General features: G+C 44.7%; 9 protein-coding genes. 7 read left to right on the top strand and 2 right to left on the bottom strand.

Features of this window, described 5'->3' with window-relative positions; translation table 11 throughout:
* Window positions 1-25: 25 nt before the first annotated feature.
* Together MHH56_RS26780 and argH are read right to left on the bottom strand one after the other, a co-directional pair.
* Entirely contained in the window at window positions 26-994 is a 969-nt protein-coding gene (locus MHH56_RS26780; protein ID WP_339204689.1) for an amidohydrolase family protein, read from the bottom strand.
* Window positions 995-1,007: 13 nt separating this feature from the next.
* Complete coding sequence (gene argH / locus MHH56_RS26775) at window positions 1,008-2,519, bottom strand: argininosuccinate lyase (RefSeq protein ID WP_339204688.1); 1,512 nt, start codon at window positions 2,517-2,519, stop codon at window positions 1,008-1,010.
* Window positions 2,520-2,895: 376 nt separating this feature from the next.
* Between argH and MHH56_RS26770 the strand changes: the two genes are divergently transcribed.
* The 7 genes from MHH56_RS26770 to MHH56_RS26740 all read left to right on the top strand — a co-directional run bounded on the left by MHH56_RS26770 (window position 2,896) and on the right by MHH56_RS26740 (window position 16,558).
* The gene (locus MHH56_RS26770; RefSeq protein WP_339204686.1) at window positions 2,896-4,536 is read left to right on the top strand and encodes an extracellular solute-binding protein; all 1,641 of its coding nucleotides are present in this window, start codon (window positions 2,896-2,898) and stop codon (window positions 4,534-4,536) included.
* Window positions 4,537-4,612: 76 nt separating this feature from the next.
* Window positions 4,613-5,518: an ABC transporter permease subunit gene (locus MHH56_RS26765; RefSeq protein ID WP_339204685.1), complete on the top strand. Its 906-nt coding sequence runs from the start codon at window positions 4,613-4,615 to the stop codon at window positions 5,516-5,518.
* A 33-nt stretch (window positions 5,519-5,551) separates the two neighbouring features.
* Window positions 5,552-6,436, top strand: coding sequence for a carbohydrate ABC transporter permease (locus MHH56_RS26760; protein WP_076269004.1), 885 nt, complete (start codon window positions 5,552-5,554; stop codon window positions 6,434-6,436).
* 39 nt (window positions 6,437-6,475) lie between these two features.
* The gene (locus tag MHH56_RS26755; protein ID WP_339204682.1) at window positions 6,476-8,209 is read left to right on the top strand and encodes a histidine kinase; all 1,734 of its coding nucleotides are present in this window, start codon (window positions 6,476-6,478) and stop codon (window positions 8,207-8,209) included.
* A 13-nt stretch (window positions 8,210-8,222) separates the two neighbouring features.
* Window positions 8,223-9,914 (top strand): response regulator, encoded by a 1,692-nt coding sequence (locus MHH56_RS26750; RefSeq protein WP_339204680.1) that lies wholly within the window; start codon window positions 8,223-8,225, stop codon window positions 9,912-9,914.
* 89 nt (window positions 9,915-10,003) lie between these two features.
* A complete protein-coding gene (locus MHH56_RS26745) occupies window positions 10,004-11,278 on the top strand; it encodes a Gfo/Idh/MocA family oxidoreductase (RefSeq protein ID WP_339204679.1) in 1,275 nt (424 codons plus the stop codon).
* Window positions 11,279-12,148: 870 nt separating this feature from the next.
* Window positions 12,149-16,558: a DUF4855 domain-containing protein gene (locus MHH56_RS26740; RefSeq protein WP_339204678.1), complete on the top strand. Its 4,410-nt coding sequence runs from the start codon at window positions 12,149-12,151 to the stop codon at window positions 16,556-16,558.
* Window positions 16,559-16,621: the final 63 nt, after the last annotated feature.

Here is a 16,621-nt window from a genome sequence, read left to right as displayed (position 1 = left end):
CTCCTTTTTTTATAAAAAACGGTGCTTATGCTTGGCTTGCGATGTCGGATTTCTTGGTAATCGTGTTTGGCGGCAGCTCAAGACCGAGCAGGCGCCTAGCGTTATTGCCGAATATATTCTCGATATCGTCCTCTCCGAATCGCAGCTCGCGGCAGGCACGAACTTGATCTTGCAGATAACGATAAGGGTAACCTCGAGGAAACCCGCTAGCATCCGTTCCAAAAATAATACGTTCAGGCCCGATCAGCTCATAGGTTTTGCGAAGGGCGAATTCCAAGGTGAGCTCATAAGGCATCCAGCGCATCCATTGATTGGAGCCGGAAGTATCGACATATACATTCGGGCAGCTCCAGCACAGATGAAGCAGCTCTTGGAAATAACCTGCGCCAAAGTGAGGAATGATGAACGGAATGTCCGGAAATTCTCTTGCTGTGTTAAAAATTGCTAGAGGACTTATATTCGGATGATGTGCAATTCCTCCCGCATGGCCGAGTAAACCGAAGTGGATCAACACAGGAAGCTTCTTCTCTGCGAGAAAGGTCCATACGGGCGTGAGGGACGGATCATCAAAAGGGATGGAAGTCAGCGGGCCGAACAGCTTATAACCTTTAAGCCCTAACTCATTAACTGCCCTTCGAAGTTCTTCCTCTGCGCCAGCATCCTCGATGGCGTGATGGGCAAAGCCGGTAAAACGATCAGGATGACTGGCCAGATGATCGGCCAAATTGTCATTATCAAGCGCGGTGAGGAAGTTGAGTCCTCCGATCCCGTACTTATCAAGCTCCTTCACCCATCGGTCAATTAACGGCGTGTTTTCATTTTCACTATCGTTGTCTGCAATCGTTGCATCTGGAAAATCCCAAGTGAGCCGCATTCGCTCGCTTCTCTCTGCACCATAGCGAGCAACGGATTCATGTCGTTTGTTATTTCCTAGCGCTAATCGGTAAGGAAGATGTCCATGTACATCAAATACTTTAAATTGGCTGCGAAACATAGCTTCACTCCATTCATAATTCCTTGATGATCCAATCAGTTAAAATTAAATCAATATCAGCAGCAGCAGCTTCCAATCGGGATTCTCGTTCCTCCAGCCATAGCGCAAGCTCAGATAATCTATCTTGCTGAACGGTAAGCGCCCGGTTTATCTCGGCAGGGCTAGGACCGCCCCGCAGACTGCGTATATTTACAAAATGCACAGGCTCCAACGCTTGCTTTAATTGCTCCTCAGTTAGCCCAAGCGGGAAGCCAATGGTTTGGATCGCAGCTTCGTTTAATGCTTGAAGGTTCAAGTCAGTTATCTTGTTACCATGCTGAACGGCATGCGTGACGAGCTTGCTTACGATTGAATGTGCGTTATGAAAAGATAATCCTTCATCTCTGACGATCGTATCAGCAAGCTCAGTCACAGTAGCGAAGCTTGCAGCAGTGCGCTGCCTCAGAACATCCTCGTTTAGCTGCAAGGTGGAGATGACCTTGGACAACAATCGATACACAACTTCAAGCGTCTCTAGGCTGCGCCAAGCATAGGGCTGCATATCGTCTTCGGTATCCACAATATCGCCAAAAGGCGTATTGTGAATCATCGTAAGGACGGTCTGAGCATTGCCTGCAATGCTGGATAAGAGTGAACGGATATGCTCAACGGAAACTGGATTTCTTTTTTGCGGCATAATGGAGCTGATCTGGACGTATGGGGCGGCTACTTGAACGACTCCAAATTCTTGTGTGCACCACAGCAGCAGCTCCTGCGTGAATCTTCCAAGATTAATCGCTGCGAGCGAGATTCCAGCGGCGATTTCACCTACATAATCTGCTCCGCTTACAGCGTCATAAGAGTTTTCAATTAACCCGTCAAAAGCAAGCAGCTCGGCAACGCGTTCCCGGCTAATGGCAAAGCCCGACGTTGTCAGAGCGGCAGCTCCCATGCTGCTTAAATTACAATTTGCGTAGGCCGCCTGCAATCTGCGTATATCCCTTGCGAGCGAGTCTGTTACCGCTGCAATGTAGTGGGCGATTGTCGTCGGCTGTGCTTGCTGGGTATGCGTATGAGCGATAAAGATCGTTTCCGTATGTTTCTGGGCGAAAGCGAACAGTTCAGTATGCAGCTGCAGGGCAGACGAGATCGTTCTAAGCAGTTTCTCTCGTAAAGTGATTCGGTATATGGCGATACCCATGTCATTGCGGCTTCGAGCCAGATGAAGGCTGCCGGAGGCTTCATCCGATAATGTAAGCAGCTGGTGTTCCACTTCAAAAAACAAATCCTCAAATTGGCCGGTATAGGTACCGCTGTTTAACTGCTCCAAATCAAGTGAAAATAATGATTTGGCGATTTTATGGCCTTCTTCTTTGCTGAGCAGCCCTTGCTCAAGCAGCATGATGAGATGCGCTTTATGCACGGAGATCATTGGAAGCAGAAGCTCCTTCTTGGCTTGGTCATAGGCTGGCGCAAGTACCGCTTCAGCATAGGTTCTGCCAGGGAACGAGCTGCCTTCAGCTGAATCGCTCCATCTAATCGTCATCGTGTACGCCCTCCTTCGTGAAATAAATTTTAAATTGGCGGATGTTGAAATTGCATGAGAATATAAAAACAGCCGGAGCTATCGCATAAAGCGATTTCTCCGGCTGTCCGGTCGTTTTCCATATTATTCCTAGTGGAATTGTATGATTAGTATAGTATCACGGTTTTATTTGGAGCGCAACTCTTTTTATTGTCCTTTGGCTCTTCAGCAATTCATCGCTTGGTACAGGCAGGAGCTCGCCCGAGTCAAGAGGTGTATACGAAAGTAAAGACTAGTATATGGATCAACATTGCTCACCTTTCTATACTAGAACTAAGAAGGAAAGCTGCATAAAAGCAGCCGCATTATTATTATGAAGACCATGTGGAGGGGTAGTATGAAGAAGAAAAGGAAGGCGCTCTTGAGTATCGCATTGGTTCTTAGCTTGGCCGTTGCTGGGTGTGGCAAAAACACGAATGAACCGGAAAAATCGACTAACACGCCCGTTGAAAAAGGAAATGAAGTGATTGAAGTATCGACGGTTTCGCCAAGCGATCAATATTTGAAGTTTGATGAGGGCGAGAGTTTCGAGAAAAATTCCGTATACGATGCTTATGAGAAAGACATTGGCGTCAAGATTACGAACAAGTGGGTAGCCGATACGAGCCAATTCAAGGAAAAGGTAAAGATTACGATCGCATCCGATGATCTTCCCGATTTCCTCCTAGTTAACGCAACGCAATTGAAAGAGCTGACTGAAGCGGATATGATTATGGATTTGACCAAAGTGTATGACGAGAATGCCACAGAGGAAACGAAAAAGTTTTTGACGATGGATGGCGGCATGCAGATGAAAACAGCGATGTTCGACAACAAGCTGATGGGTATTCCGAGCTCATACAATCCGTACCAATATCAGTTTTTGTATGTGCGTACAGACTGGCTGAAGGAGCTGAATTTGCCTGAGCCGAAGACGATGGCAGATTTCATGGCGATTGCTGAAGCTTTCAAAGCCAAAGATCCAGGCGGCACAGGCACATCATACGGGCTTGCCGTAAGTAAAAATCCATTCAGTATGGATACAGGAGTAACGGGACTACGTGCATTCCTCAATGGCTATCATGCCTATGAAAATATTTGGATCGAAGATGGCAAAGGCGGCTTGGTTAACAGCGACATTCAGCCGCAAGTAAAGGATGCGCTTGCTGCACTGCAGGATATGTTCAAAAAAGGGCTGATTGATCCTGAGTTCGCTGTAAAAGATGTGGAGAAAGCGGCAGAACTCGTTTACAACAATAGCATTGGTATGGTTTATGGCGCATCTTGGACACCAGCTCAGCTTGTGAAAGGTGCTGTGAAGGATGGAAAAGTGGTTCAGGAGTGGGGAGCATTCCCGATTCCAACGGTAGACAGCAGCCCTGCATTATCCCAAATCGGGCTGGGTGTTGATGAATATTATGTCATCTCAAAGAAGGCGAAGCATCCAGAAGGCGTTATTAGGCTGCTGAACCAGTGGATTGCCGTCGACAATCATCCAACCGATGAGCAAAAGGTATACGAATTCGGTAAAGACTTGAAAGAGAAGGGCAACAACTACTGGCTGCTTAGTCCACTGCGCGTAGGTAAACAACTGGATAACAACGGCGAAATACTGCCAAAAGCGATTGCCAATAAAGACACTAGCATTTTGGTGACGAAGGATCATAAAACGCGGTATGAGCGGGCAATGAAGTATGTTGACGGTGATACGAGCATGTGGTGGGAGTATTTGATCTCAGGCCCAGGCGGCGCGTTCTCTCATGTACCGGAAATCCAGAAGAATAAGCAATATTTGCAAAATAAATTTTACGGCGCGCCAACTCCAACTATGGTAGACCGACAAGAAATTTTGCTCAAGAAGCGCGATGAAGTTTTCTTCAAAATTATCATGAATCAAGTATCGGTGGATGAATTCGATAAATTCGTCGTGGAATGGAAAAAGCTTGGCGGCGATGAAATTACAAAAGAAGTAAACGAGTTTTACGCTGCTCTGAAATAATTGCAAAACGAATGAGTAGAGGGATTGGTTAAAGCAATCCCTCTTTTTATTAACCTTAAACAACGAGGTGAATGGCTTGAATGTACTAACACGGATGTGGAAGAGGGAATGGCCTCTTCATCTGATGCTGCTTCCGGGAATCGTTTTGGTTTTGATTTTTAGCTATGTCCCGATGGTCGGCATCATTATGGCTTTTCAGAAATATGTACCAAACAAAGGATTATTCGGGTCCCCCTTCATTGGACTGAAAAACTTTCAGCTATTGATTGATTACCCTGATATCGGGCGTATTTTCTTTAATACGGTCTATATCGCCGTGATGAAAATCATAGTAGGTCTCATTGTACCGATCACGATTGCGATATTGCTTAATGAGCTGCGGAGAGAATGGATAAAACGGACGTTTCAGACGCTTGTTTACTTGCCGCATTTTCTATCATGGGTACTGCTAAGCGGAATTATCGTTGATGTTTTTTCTCCATCCTCAGGCGTTTTCAATCAAATATTAGGCTTGTTTGGGATAAAGCCTATTTTTTTCTTAGGGAGCAATGATTGGTTTCCATATGTTATGGTCGCCTCGGATGTATGGAAGGAGTTTGGATTTGGTACAATTGTTTATTTGGCTGCGCTGACGGGCATCAATCCTTCGCTTTATGAAGCAGCCGAAATCGACGGTGCAGGGCGTATCAAACAGACCTTTCATGTCACACTGCCTGGAATGATGCCGATTATCGTACTTATGTTTACGCTTAATATCGGGAATGTACTGAACGCAGGCTTCGAACAAATCTTTAATTTGTATAGTCCGCCTGTCTATGAAAGCGCAGATATTATTGACACCTTTGTCTATCGAATGGGTGTGCAGCAAGCGCAATTTGGTTTCGCCACGGCAGTAGGCTTATTGAAATCTATCGTCTCTTTTATATTCATTTCTCTATCTTATCTGTTAGCTTATCGTGTAGCGAATTACCGCATTTTCTAACGATGCGTTCGTAATTCAGAAGGGAGACATTACGTGATTACAAACCGATCATTTAGCAGACGGCTATTTGTAGCGTGCAACTTTACTTTTCTCATGCTTACATCCTTCTTATGCCTCATGCCTATTATTCATATTTTGGCGATCTCATTCAGCTCTGGAGCTGCCGCGGCTGCTGGGAAGGTTATTTTATGGCCGGTTGAATTCACCACTGCGGCTTATGATAATGTATTTGGAAAACCAGAATATTTGCGTGCGTTCTGGGTATCGATTCAGCGCGTTGTTCTAGGAACCTCCATTAGTATGGTTTTGATGATTATAACCGCTTATCCATTATCCAAAGATCCCCGTCAATTTCGGCTTAGAACCTTATATGCTTGGTTATTCGTGTTTACGATTTTGTTCAGCGGCGGTCTGATTCCTTCTTATTTGACTGTAAAATCGCTAGGTTTAATCGATACGATGTGGGCGCTCGTCCTGCCAACGGCTATTCCGGTGTTTAATGTTATTTTATTGCTTAACTTCTATCGTAATTTGCCTAAAGAACTAGAGGAATCCTCGCGAATAGATGGTGCAGGCCATTTCACTACATTATGGAAAATATATGTACCGCTATCGTTACCAGCTTTGGCAACGACGGGACTTCTTACGATGGTGGGGCATTGGAATAGTTGGTTTGACGGCATGCTGTATATGAATCATACTGAGAATTATCCGCTTCAGACGTTTCTGCAGACGGTCATTATCAAGATGGATTTCCGCTTTATTAAAGCGGAGAATGCCGAATTGATGCTTAAGCTGTCTGATCGCACAAGCCGAGCGGCACAAATTTTTGTCGCAGCATTTCCGATTCTGATTGTGTATCCTTTTTTACAGAGGTTTTTCATAAAAGGAATCGTAATGGGGAGCGTAAAAGAATAGTGCCGGAATGGTCTACTACTACTAGCAGGAGTAAAAACGATGAAAAACCTATTCTTTTTGCATGATTCCTCCATATTCAAAAAAATTATGGCTGCCTTCTTGGCGGCCTTGCTGCCGCTGATGGCCATTACTTGGATGATAGTAGAGAAGGGCTCGGAAAATATTCGCAGCGAGATCTCAGAATCGATACTGAATACGACTAGGTTTTATATGGACTCTCTCGACAAGGAAGCGGATCGAATTAGCCGTTACTTGCCGAACTATGTAATGGACAAAGATTTGATGGAAATTGCTACAACGGGCAATGACATGAGCTCATATGAGCGTTCGCGCAAAATATTGGATATCCAGCGAAGGCTTGAGCTTATGAAAAATTCAAGTCCGTTTATTAAAGAAGCTAAGGCGTATATTCCTTTAATCAAGCGCACGATTCTGAGCAATGATTTTGAGACCTCTTTGAATGAATCGGAGTATACCGCCATGCAGGCTAATGTGAAATTGTATGAAGAGCCGTTCATTTATTGGGAGAACCGATTGTTTATAACGATGCAATATCCTATTATTTCAGTTAAAAATCCGTTGTATATTGTAGGGGTTGAGCTCTCAACGAGCAAAATAAAGGACACGTTATCGCAAATTGGCGGAACGCGAGACGGACACAGCGTGCTGCTTAATTTGGAACGCGGCTGGGAAATTGAAAGCGGGGTAGACCCGGCTTTACTGGGACAAATGAAAGCTTTGGCTGTTAAAAAACAAGAATCAAAGTCCAATGAAGGTTACGAAACGGTTATCTACAATGGTAAGCGCTTTCTTACTGTATATAAATATTCTACGCTTTGGAATTCCTATTCGATTACCTGTATTCCCGAAGAGAAGGTTCTTGGATCATTGCAAATGTACAGAACATTATTTTTATGGGCTTGTGCTCTTTCGGTAGGTATCGTCTTATTTTTCACCTATTTCCTATTGCGCTTTATTTACCGGCCTCTTATGAAGCTGGTGCAAGCCTTTCGCCGTGTTCAGCAGAATAGGCTGGAGCCGATTGTGATTGACCGTGGAGGAGATGAATTTGGATATTTGTACAAAGCCTTTAATGACACGGTACGATCGCTCAATACGTTAATTAAGGAAAATTACGAGCAGCAAATTCGGAATCAGCGCTCGGAGCTGAAACGACTGCAATCGCAAATTAATCCTCATTTTTTATATAACTGTTTTTTTGTTCTGTGCCGATTAATTAAATTGGACAGTCAGAAGGATAAGGCCTATCAATTTTGTTTATACATTGGGCAATACTTTCAGTTTATTACTCGCGATGATGAGGATGAGATCCCTCTCGAGCTTGAGGTAGAGCATTCGCGTACTTATGTTGACATGCAATCGATCTGTTACGGAGAACGGATACAGGTTTCTTTTGCAGGAGATGTCCCAGCTATTCACGTACCAAGGCTGATTTTGCAGCCTATTATTGAGAATGCCTATAAGCATGCTTTAGGCAATATGGTACAGCGCGGCGAATTGAAGGTACACAGTGACCAAACGGAAAATGAATTCACGATTTATGTGGAAGATAATGGCCAGAGCATTACGGATAAAGAGATTGAACAGCTTCAGAAGAAGCTGCGGCATTCAACAAATCATATCGAGGAAACAACAGGAATTATTAATGTGCATCGTAGAATTCAACTGCGTTACGGAGAGGATTACGGCATTGCGCTGTCACGATCTGATTTAGGCGGATTGATGGTCACAATCAAACTGAGTGCGAGCTAGAGGAGGAAACACCATGTACAGACTGCTCATTGTAGATGACCTGCCCATTATTGTTGATGGATTAGTAGAGCTGTTCGAGCAGACAGAGCATTTGCAGCTCGAAGTGATGAAAGCTTATTCAGGGGAAGAAGCATTGGAGGTATTATCCCAGCATCGCATGGATATCGTCGTATCCGACATTAAAATGCCGGGAATTGAAGGAATCGAGCTGTTGCAGGAAATAAAGGCACAGTGGCCTGCCTGCAAAGTTATTTTTCTAACGGGATATAACGATTTTCAATATGCAAGAAACGCCATTACTTACGGTGGTTTTGATTATATTCTGAAAATAGAAAGCGACGAGAAAATCATCCAGTCTGTCGAACGAGCCATCGAGAAAATAGAAGAGGAGCAAGATCAAGTACAAATGATTACGAGAGCGCAAACCAGTATGAGACTGGCATTGCCCTCATTGCAAAAAGAGTATATATGGGGGCTTTTGCAGGGCAAGCATGCAGCGGAGAATCAGTTAAAGCAGGCCTTCAATGAACTAAATATTCCGCTCGATGCTGCCCTGCCGGTTTATGTACTCATTGCCAGAATCGATGTATGGAAGGAAATGTTCACTGCGCCGGATAAAGCTTTGTTAACTTATGCGCTGCAAAATATTGGCGACGAATATTTGTCTGCACAGGTAAGAAGCTATTCCGTTGTATTTGAGCTGTCAAAGATCGTCTGGCTGATTCAACCGAAAAACTCTGATGAGTTATCTGCTGATACCAGTTCCAGCAATATGGATTTTGTTAGAGCCTATCGCTATACGAGCGGCATATTGGAAACGATTCAAGGCACATGCAAGAGGCTGCTCGGAACGACCGTTTCTTTTCTCCTTGGCAGCGAAGTGACGGAATGGAATGATCTATCGGATCGTTTTCATGCGAACAAATATGGTTTGGTGCAAGGGCATGGATTGTTTAATGAGGTCATTATGACCGATAAGGACATTCAGAATCAAGAGACAGACGATAAAGCTGGCAGCATTCATGATAGCTTTTACCATGCTCGGGTGCAATTGCTGATGAGCTGTCTAGAAAATAACAATCGGGAGCAGTTCAATAAATTGTATATGGAGCTTACTGCAATTTGGAATGTCCCAGGAACGCCTAATGAGCGCAAAATAGAAATGTATCATTCCCTCTCGGCAGTGTTTCTTTACTATATACACAAAAACCGGGACATTCGGGATTACATGAATACGCAGCTCGACTTGGAGAAGTTATACCGCTACGGGGACTCTACCTCATGGACGGAATTGATTCAGTATTATAGGCAAATGGCGGACTGTTTTTTTGAATGGAATACGCTGCGCGGATCGCAATTACCGACTGAGGTTGTAAATAAAGTACATCGCTATATCGAAGAGAATTTGTCTACCGATATTTCCTTAACCGCTTTAGCGGATTACGTAAGCTTAAATCCTTCTTATTTGTCCAGGCTTTATAAGCAAATAACGGGCATAGGCTTATCGAAATACGTAAACGACTATCGGAATTTGGTTGCCAAAGACATGCTTCTGAACACATCCATGAAAGTTAATGAAATTGCGGCTGCGCTCGGGTACAATTCCGCGCTTGCCTTTATTCGGTTTTTCAAGAAGCAGAACGAGACGACGCCGCAGGATTTCCGCATGGCAAGGTGCCATTCGCAAATGCAAGGTCAACAATAGTATATGGATTGTAAACAACGATCTCTGTCTCCTCCTGAACGCTCCCCTTACAATTGAGGTATAGAAAGCGCACAAGAGGAGGAGAAAATTTGAGAACATTAACAGCCGTATTACTAGGCGCAGGCAGCAGAGGGAGATATATTTACGGGCCGTATGCGGAGAAATTTCCGAATGAATTAAAAATGGTTGCTGTAGCTGAACCAAATGAAGAACGCAGAAATCGGTTTGCAGAAATCCATCAAATCGACCAAGAGCATGTGTATGACAGCTGGGAAAAAGTATTTGAGCAAGGGCGTATAGCAGATGTCATGATCATCTGTACACTCGATCGGATGCATTATATTCCGGCGATGAAGGCCATGGAGCTCGGTTATCACGTTCTGCTTGAGAAGCCGATGTCGCCTTCACTTACGGAATGCATTCAGCTTGAGCAGGCATCACTGCGGCATAAAAGGCTGCTTGTTGTTACGCATGTGCTTCGGTATTCACCATTTTGGTCTGGGATTAAAAAATGTATCGAGGACGGCGAGCTTGGCACGGTGGGTACGATTCAATTAACGGAGAATGTTGGTTATCAGCATATGACGCATAGTTATGTGCGCGGCAATTGGCGGAATTCAGAGGAGACTAGTCCAATGATTTTGGCCAAATCGTGCCACGATCTGGATATTATCTCCTGGCTTATGGATCAGCCTTGTATAAGCGTTAGCTCGTACGGCTCTTTACTGCATTTCAGATCGGAGAATGCTCCGGATGGTTCAGCGGAACGCTGCATTGATGGCTGCGCCGTCGAGAAGGAATGTGCTTTCTCAGCGATAAAGATGTATATGCAGGCGCCGGATCATGCTTGGGCGAGATATATGACGAATGATTTGTCACAAGAGGGTATTTTGAAAGCACTGAAGGAAGGACCGTTTGGACGTTGTGTATACCGCTGCGATAACAATGTCGTTGACCATCAGGTTGTGAATATGCAATTCGAGAATGGAGCGAATGCATCGTTCATTATGTCAGGATTGACGCAAAGCGGTACACGCCGTGTTCAAATGATGGGCACAAAGGGTGAAATTATTGGCGATATGGAGAAAGGTTCTTTTACGCTGTATCGTTATGCAACGGGAGAACAGCTTGAAATTCGCTGCAGTGTCCAAGGGGATGGCCACGGAGGCGGAGATGATCGGATGGTCAGCTCGTTCCTGAGAAACGTTTGCCAATTTGACAGCAATCCTTCACATGGCTTGACCTCTGCAACGGCGTCGCTGCAAAGCCATCTGATAGCATTTGCGTCGGAGCATTCGAGGCTGCATGAGGGGCTTGCGATCAAAATGTCGGATATGCTTGAGAAGCAAGAGCTGCCTGCATAAGGTAAACAGACAGGTTGAGATAAGGTGTCTCAATAGTGGTCAGCTCGCTGGAGCAATAAGTACCCTTTTGTGTTTAATCATTGTGCCGCCGTCAGCGGCGCACAACATGCTAAGAGCACTCCCCTAACGAACTGTATTAAGCTTATTGTACAGAAAATTGCCTTTTTTAAGTTTTAACGAACCTTATTGTCGTTATTTCATGCTTTATAAGATGTTATGCCTCATTTTTCTCGATATAACGATTCTGGAGTTCGTTAGAAATTGCATTCATTAGAAATTGCATAAATAACAGCTGCTAGGTTCGTTAGCGATATATGCTTTAACGATGACCGCTAGCAACAGAGCATTTTGAGCGTCAACAGTTGAGGCGGATTGTGTGAATACGCATAAATGCGAAAGTAGATTGCGTTGCAAAATTAAACCTATCGCTTCCATACAAGGCACGATGAAATAGGGTGTGTCTCAAAAGAGATAAACTCACTGGAGAGATAGCTCGATTTCATTAATAATCATGCAGCTGATGAAAAAAATGGCGTCACAGAAATTTATTTCTGTGACGCCATTCCCTATTTGGGTCTATTTATTTTGAGATAGGCCCATTTATTTGTCCATGACAAGAGCAAACTGAGCGGTGAAATGAGACAAGTAAACAAATGTATATCAAAGTCATAAGTTATCTCTTTGAAAGTCGGGTCAAGTTTCTTAAAGTAACAGTAAGAACATGGTTGCAAGCTTCTACATCGGTTGCGATGGAATCTTAGGAAGGGGGATTGAGTGCTGCAAAAGACTTAAAGCAGGCTTGAAATGAAACCTATTGTATTACATGTTTAGTAGTTTTTTTATTTGAGAATAGAAAGGGAGCTGTCATTAATGAAAAGAAGTAAAAGCTGGATAGCTATCGCATTGATAAGTGCCCTGTTATTGACACTGGTTCCGGCAGTACAAGCGGAAGAGGGACAAGATCAGGGACAGCCAGAGTTCCGTAATCTTGCTGCGGGGCTTGGATATGAATGGTCCGAAGCACCGGAGGCCAAGTACCCGGATGATCATAATAAGCTGACGGATGGCATTTATGGCAAGTTGGATATGTCGGACCCGGCTTGGGTAGGACATGTGAAGAAGATGACACGCGAGGTTGTGTTTGATTTAGGGGAGAAGAAATCTATCTCGAGCATTAAAGCGCGATTTTTGCAGGATTGGCCTGACAACACTATGCTTGTGCCGTTGACGGTCTCAATGTACGTATCCGACGACAAAGAAAATTGGGGAACACTTTCACACAATTCAACCAAACTGCTCTGGGGGGATGGTCCGCCAAGAGAAGAGGTATATGACTGGAATGGAAGCAGAGATGGCATCAAAAGCGGGAATTCTGATGCGGAGATGGCTTATGCCCGTTATGTGAAAGTAACCTTCTCGATGCATACGAGAGCTTGGACCTTCATTGATGAAATCGAAATTTGGGGCGCAGATGGAAAAGTGGAAGGAGCGGAAGAAGTTGCCGCTGAGCAGCCGAGCTACTTAGAGCCGGGAGAAGCAACGGCTGGCATTCGTAATCTTGGATTGCTCTATAACGGACAATATGCGAATGATAAGGGAACTTGGACGAAGGATCGGATTATTCCTAATATCAGTTACGTAGATCGGGCCGGGGAACCAGTGGATTGGCTTTTTGACGGCGTTCTTTATCTTGGACTTACATCGCCGGCCGGAAATGCGTTTGGCGGAGGAGCTACGCTGGAGGACTGGAAATGGTACCTGAACAAAACTTTTGCAGAAACAGGCGATATGCAGCAGCTAAACGAAGCGGCGATGGAAGTTGGAAGCAAGCTGAATCAGCCTGATCATAAGGTAAAGGTTGTTTTAATGATTCCAGACCCAGGTGAGTATGTGAACGATTTCGGAGATATTGACGGTGATGGTATATCTGAAAGCTTCAATGCTTCTGAAGTCGGAGAAATGAAAGCGTATGCAAATAGAGAGAAAGCGATACAGTGGTGGTTAAATGAAGCGGAACAAAAATGGGCATCAAACCATTACTCTCATCTTGAGCTTGCCGGCATGTACTGGCTGGAGGAACAAATCAGTACAAGCGCGACAGGGCCGGATTTAATTCGTTCGACGAGTAATAAAGTGCATGCCCAGAACTTGAAGCTTTTCTGGATACCGCACTTCTTAGCTTACAAAAGCCATATGTGGAAGGATGTCGGGATAGATGCAGTAGCCTTCCAGCCAAACTACTTTTTCGAGCCATTGGATGAGGATCGTCTGGAAGACGCCACGAACATAGCGAAGCAGTATGGGATGGGCGTTGAGCTTGAGTTTGATGATCGAATGCTGACAGATGGTGTGTTTAGGGAGCGGTATGTTGATTATTTAAACAGCGGTGTTAAAGCTGGTTTTATGAAATCAGGCTTTAAAGCCTATTACCAAGGTAATAATGCCGTGTTTGATACTGCGGTAAGCTCTGATCCTGCAACACGTATTTTATACGATTGGCTCTATCAGTTTGTGAATGGAACATATCAAGCGAACAACGCTGCCCCTCCAAAGGCAGAAGTACAAATGAATGGCAAAGTGCTTCAAAGCGGAGTCGTTATTTCAGAAAGAGAGCCCGTTTCCTTTACGTGGAAATTAATCGATGATGCTGGAAGCGGACTTAATAAAGTAACGGCTGCCTTTAACGGCAAGCCTTATACGGAAGGAACCGTTATTAATCTGGCTGGCAAGCCAGGAAAACATGAGCTTGTCATTACCGTAGCAGCAGGCAAATCGGAGAAAACAACTTATGTGATTGAGGCTGGAACTAACGCTTCCAATTTGAAAACTTTAATTCAAAGCTATAAGGAAACCAAACAAATCACGAATGAGGAAGCGGCTCGGTCGCTGAACAATTATTTGGAGATGATGAGCCGGTTCGAAGGAAGCGATAAGGCGAAGTTTACTATGTACTTGAAAGGCTTTAATGCGAAGCTGGAGCTTCTGAAAAAGGATCAGATGATTACAGATGGGGCTTATAACACGCTGAAGGAAGACATCTATTATCTGCTTGGAAATTTGGCGCTGAATAAAGCTGCGGAAGCATCTACAGTAGAAGCCGATAGTCCAAATTATGCTCCGGGGAAAGCTGTTGATGGATTCCCGTCAACAAGATGGGCAAGCGAACTGCTCAACAATACGTGGTTCCAGGTCGATCTCGGTGAAGTGACGGAGATGGACACCGTAACCATTGATTGGGAATACGCTCGCGCGAAAACCTACAGATTGCTCGTCTCCGATGATAAGCAAAATTGGAAGAGTGTAATCAAGGAAAATGACGGCGTGATTACGGCGAAAGACGGCAAAGAAACCGTTCATTTTGACCCTATCGAGGCTAGATACATTAAATTTGAAGGGATCGAAAGAGCGACATTTTACGGATATTCGTTCTATGAATTTGGCGTTTATCACTTATCGGGAACAGAGGAAGCCAAGCCTATTGAAGGCATTAAAACTACGGTAGATGCGGCATCCAAAAAAGTAACTTTAGACGGTCTGGTGATGAATGGCGATCTTGCAAACGTAAGTTTGAAAGTCATCGATCCACAAGGCAAGGTTCATTATGAAGCGAAGAAGATGAGTGAAGCTTCCGGAAACTTCCAATTCGACTTTACACTTACAGGTGAAATAGAGGGTATCTATGAGGCATATCTAGCAACAGATGATATGAGTGAACCTGAGAAGATTACTTTTGAGTACAAGAAAGAAATCGAGGTTATTAAGACGATAGAAGGAGTTAAAGCTGGACTAGATGCTGCAACCAAAAAAGTAACGATCGATGGGTTAGTGGTAAATGGCGATCATACAAAAGTAAGTTTGAAGGTGCTTGATCCGCAAGGCAAGGTTCATTACACAGCGGAGACGACGAGTACAGAAGCTGGAAACTTCCAATTTGCATTTACGCTTACGGGTGAATTAGAGGGTACCTATGAGGCATATCTAGCATTAGATGATATGAGCAAGCCTAAACGGGTTACTTTTGAGTACAAGAAAGCATCGACTGGCGGAGGAGGCGGGGACTCGGTCATTTCCACTCCTGACTTGTTCCAGCTGCAATCAGATGGTTCTGTCAAAGCGGAAATGAACACAAAGCTTGATCCTAGTGGAACGATGGCAGTCGGTGTAGTCAGTGAACAAGACCTGCAGAAGGCGTTAGCTCGGGCTAAAGCAGATAAAGATGGAAAGCTGAAAGCAATGATTGTGCTTAAGAAAAACGGCGAGGCAGCGAAGTATGCTTTGGATCTTCCTGTATCCTTCTTGTCTGAGCATCCTAACTTGCTTATTGAAGTAACGACGCCTAAAGCAACGATCTTGCTTTCTGGACAGATGCTGGTGAAGTCAGCAGAGCTTGGCAAGGAGCTGCGGCTTATCATCGGCGAGCGGGACCTTAAAACGTTGAAGCAGGATGTACAGATCCAGGTAGGTGAAAGAGCAGTCGTTGAGCTTTCGGCGTTATTGGACGGAAAGGCTTATGCATGGACCAATGCAAAGGCACCGATTACCGTTACGGTCCCGTATTTGTTAACAGGCAGCGAGACAGCGTCAAGCATCGGTATATTGTCCATTAATGAACAAGGCACAGCATCAGCAATTGCGGCAGCAGCCTTTTCCGACTCAGATAAACATATCAGGTTCCAAACAGACCGTATGGGCACTTATGCAGTATTTTATAAACAGCCCGCAGCAGCCTTTACAGATCTCGGCAAATACTCTTGGGCGCAGGAAGCGGTTGAGAAGTTGGCTGCCTTAGGCATCGTAAAAGGAACATCGGCTGCAACCTTCAGCCCGGCTGTACAGGTAAGCCGAGCAGACTTTATTCTAATGCTTGTAAGAGCGTTAGGCTTGAAAGCGGAGGCAAGCGATGCATTCATAGATGTTCAGCCACAGGATTATTATTATGATGCAGTGGCTATTGCCAAGAAGCTAGGTATCGTTACCGGCATGGAGGGGGGACGATTCGAGCCGAAGGCAAAGATGACAAGGCAAGATATGATGGTTATGGCAGCGCGGGCATTAAAGGCAGCGGAAGCGTTAGAGCTACCTGGCGATATTGCATCGCTCAGCAGCTTCAAGGATTCAGATAAGGTGCCAGATTATGCAGCCAGCAGCATAGCAGGCATGATTGAGCTAGGGCTCATTCAAGGCGATGGCGGCATGATCAAGCCAAGCAGCCATACTACCCGTGCTGAAACAGCAGTGTTTCTTTACCGAATATTGAATTTGCTAACAGCGAAAGAATAGATTACGAGGCAATATGACAGGAAGCAGCTTAATCAAGCTAAAGAAGAGGAGTCCCATGCGGGG

The organism is Paenibacillus sp. FSL K6-3182 (genome assembly GCF_037976325.1).
In the GTDB taxonomy this organism is placed as follows: Bacteria; Bacillota; Bacilli; order Paenibacillales; family Paenibacillaceae; genus Pristimantibacillus.
Note: the sequence above shows the minus strand (reverse complement) of the source record. Positions and strands in the feature narration are given on the sequence as shown.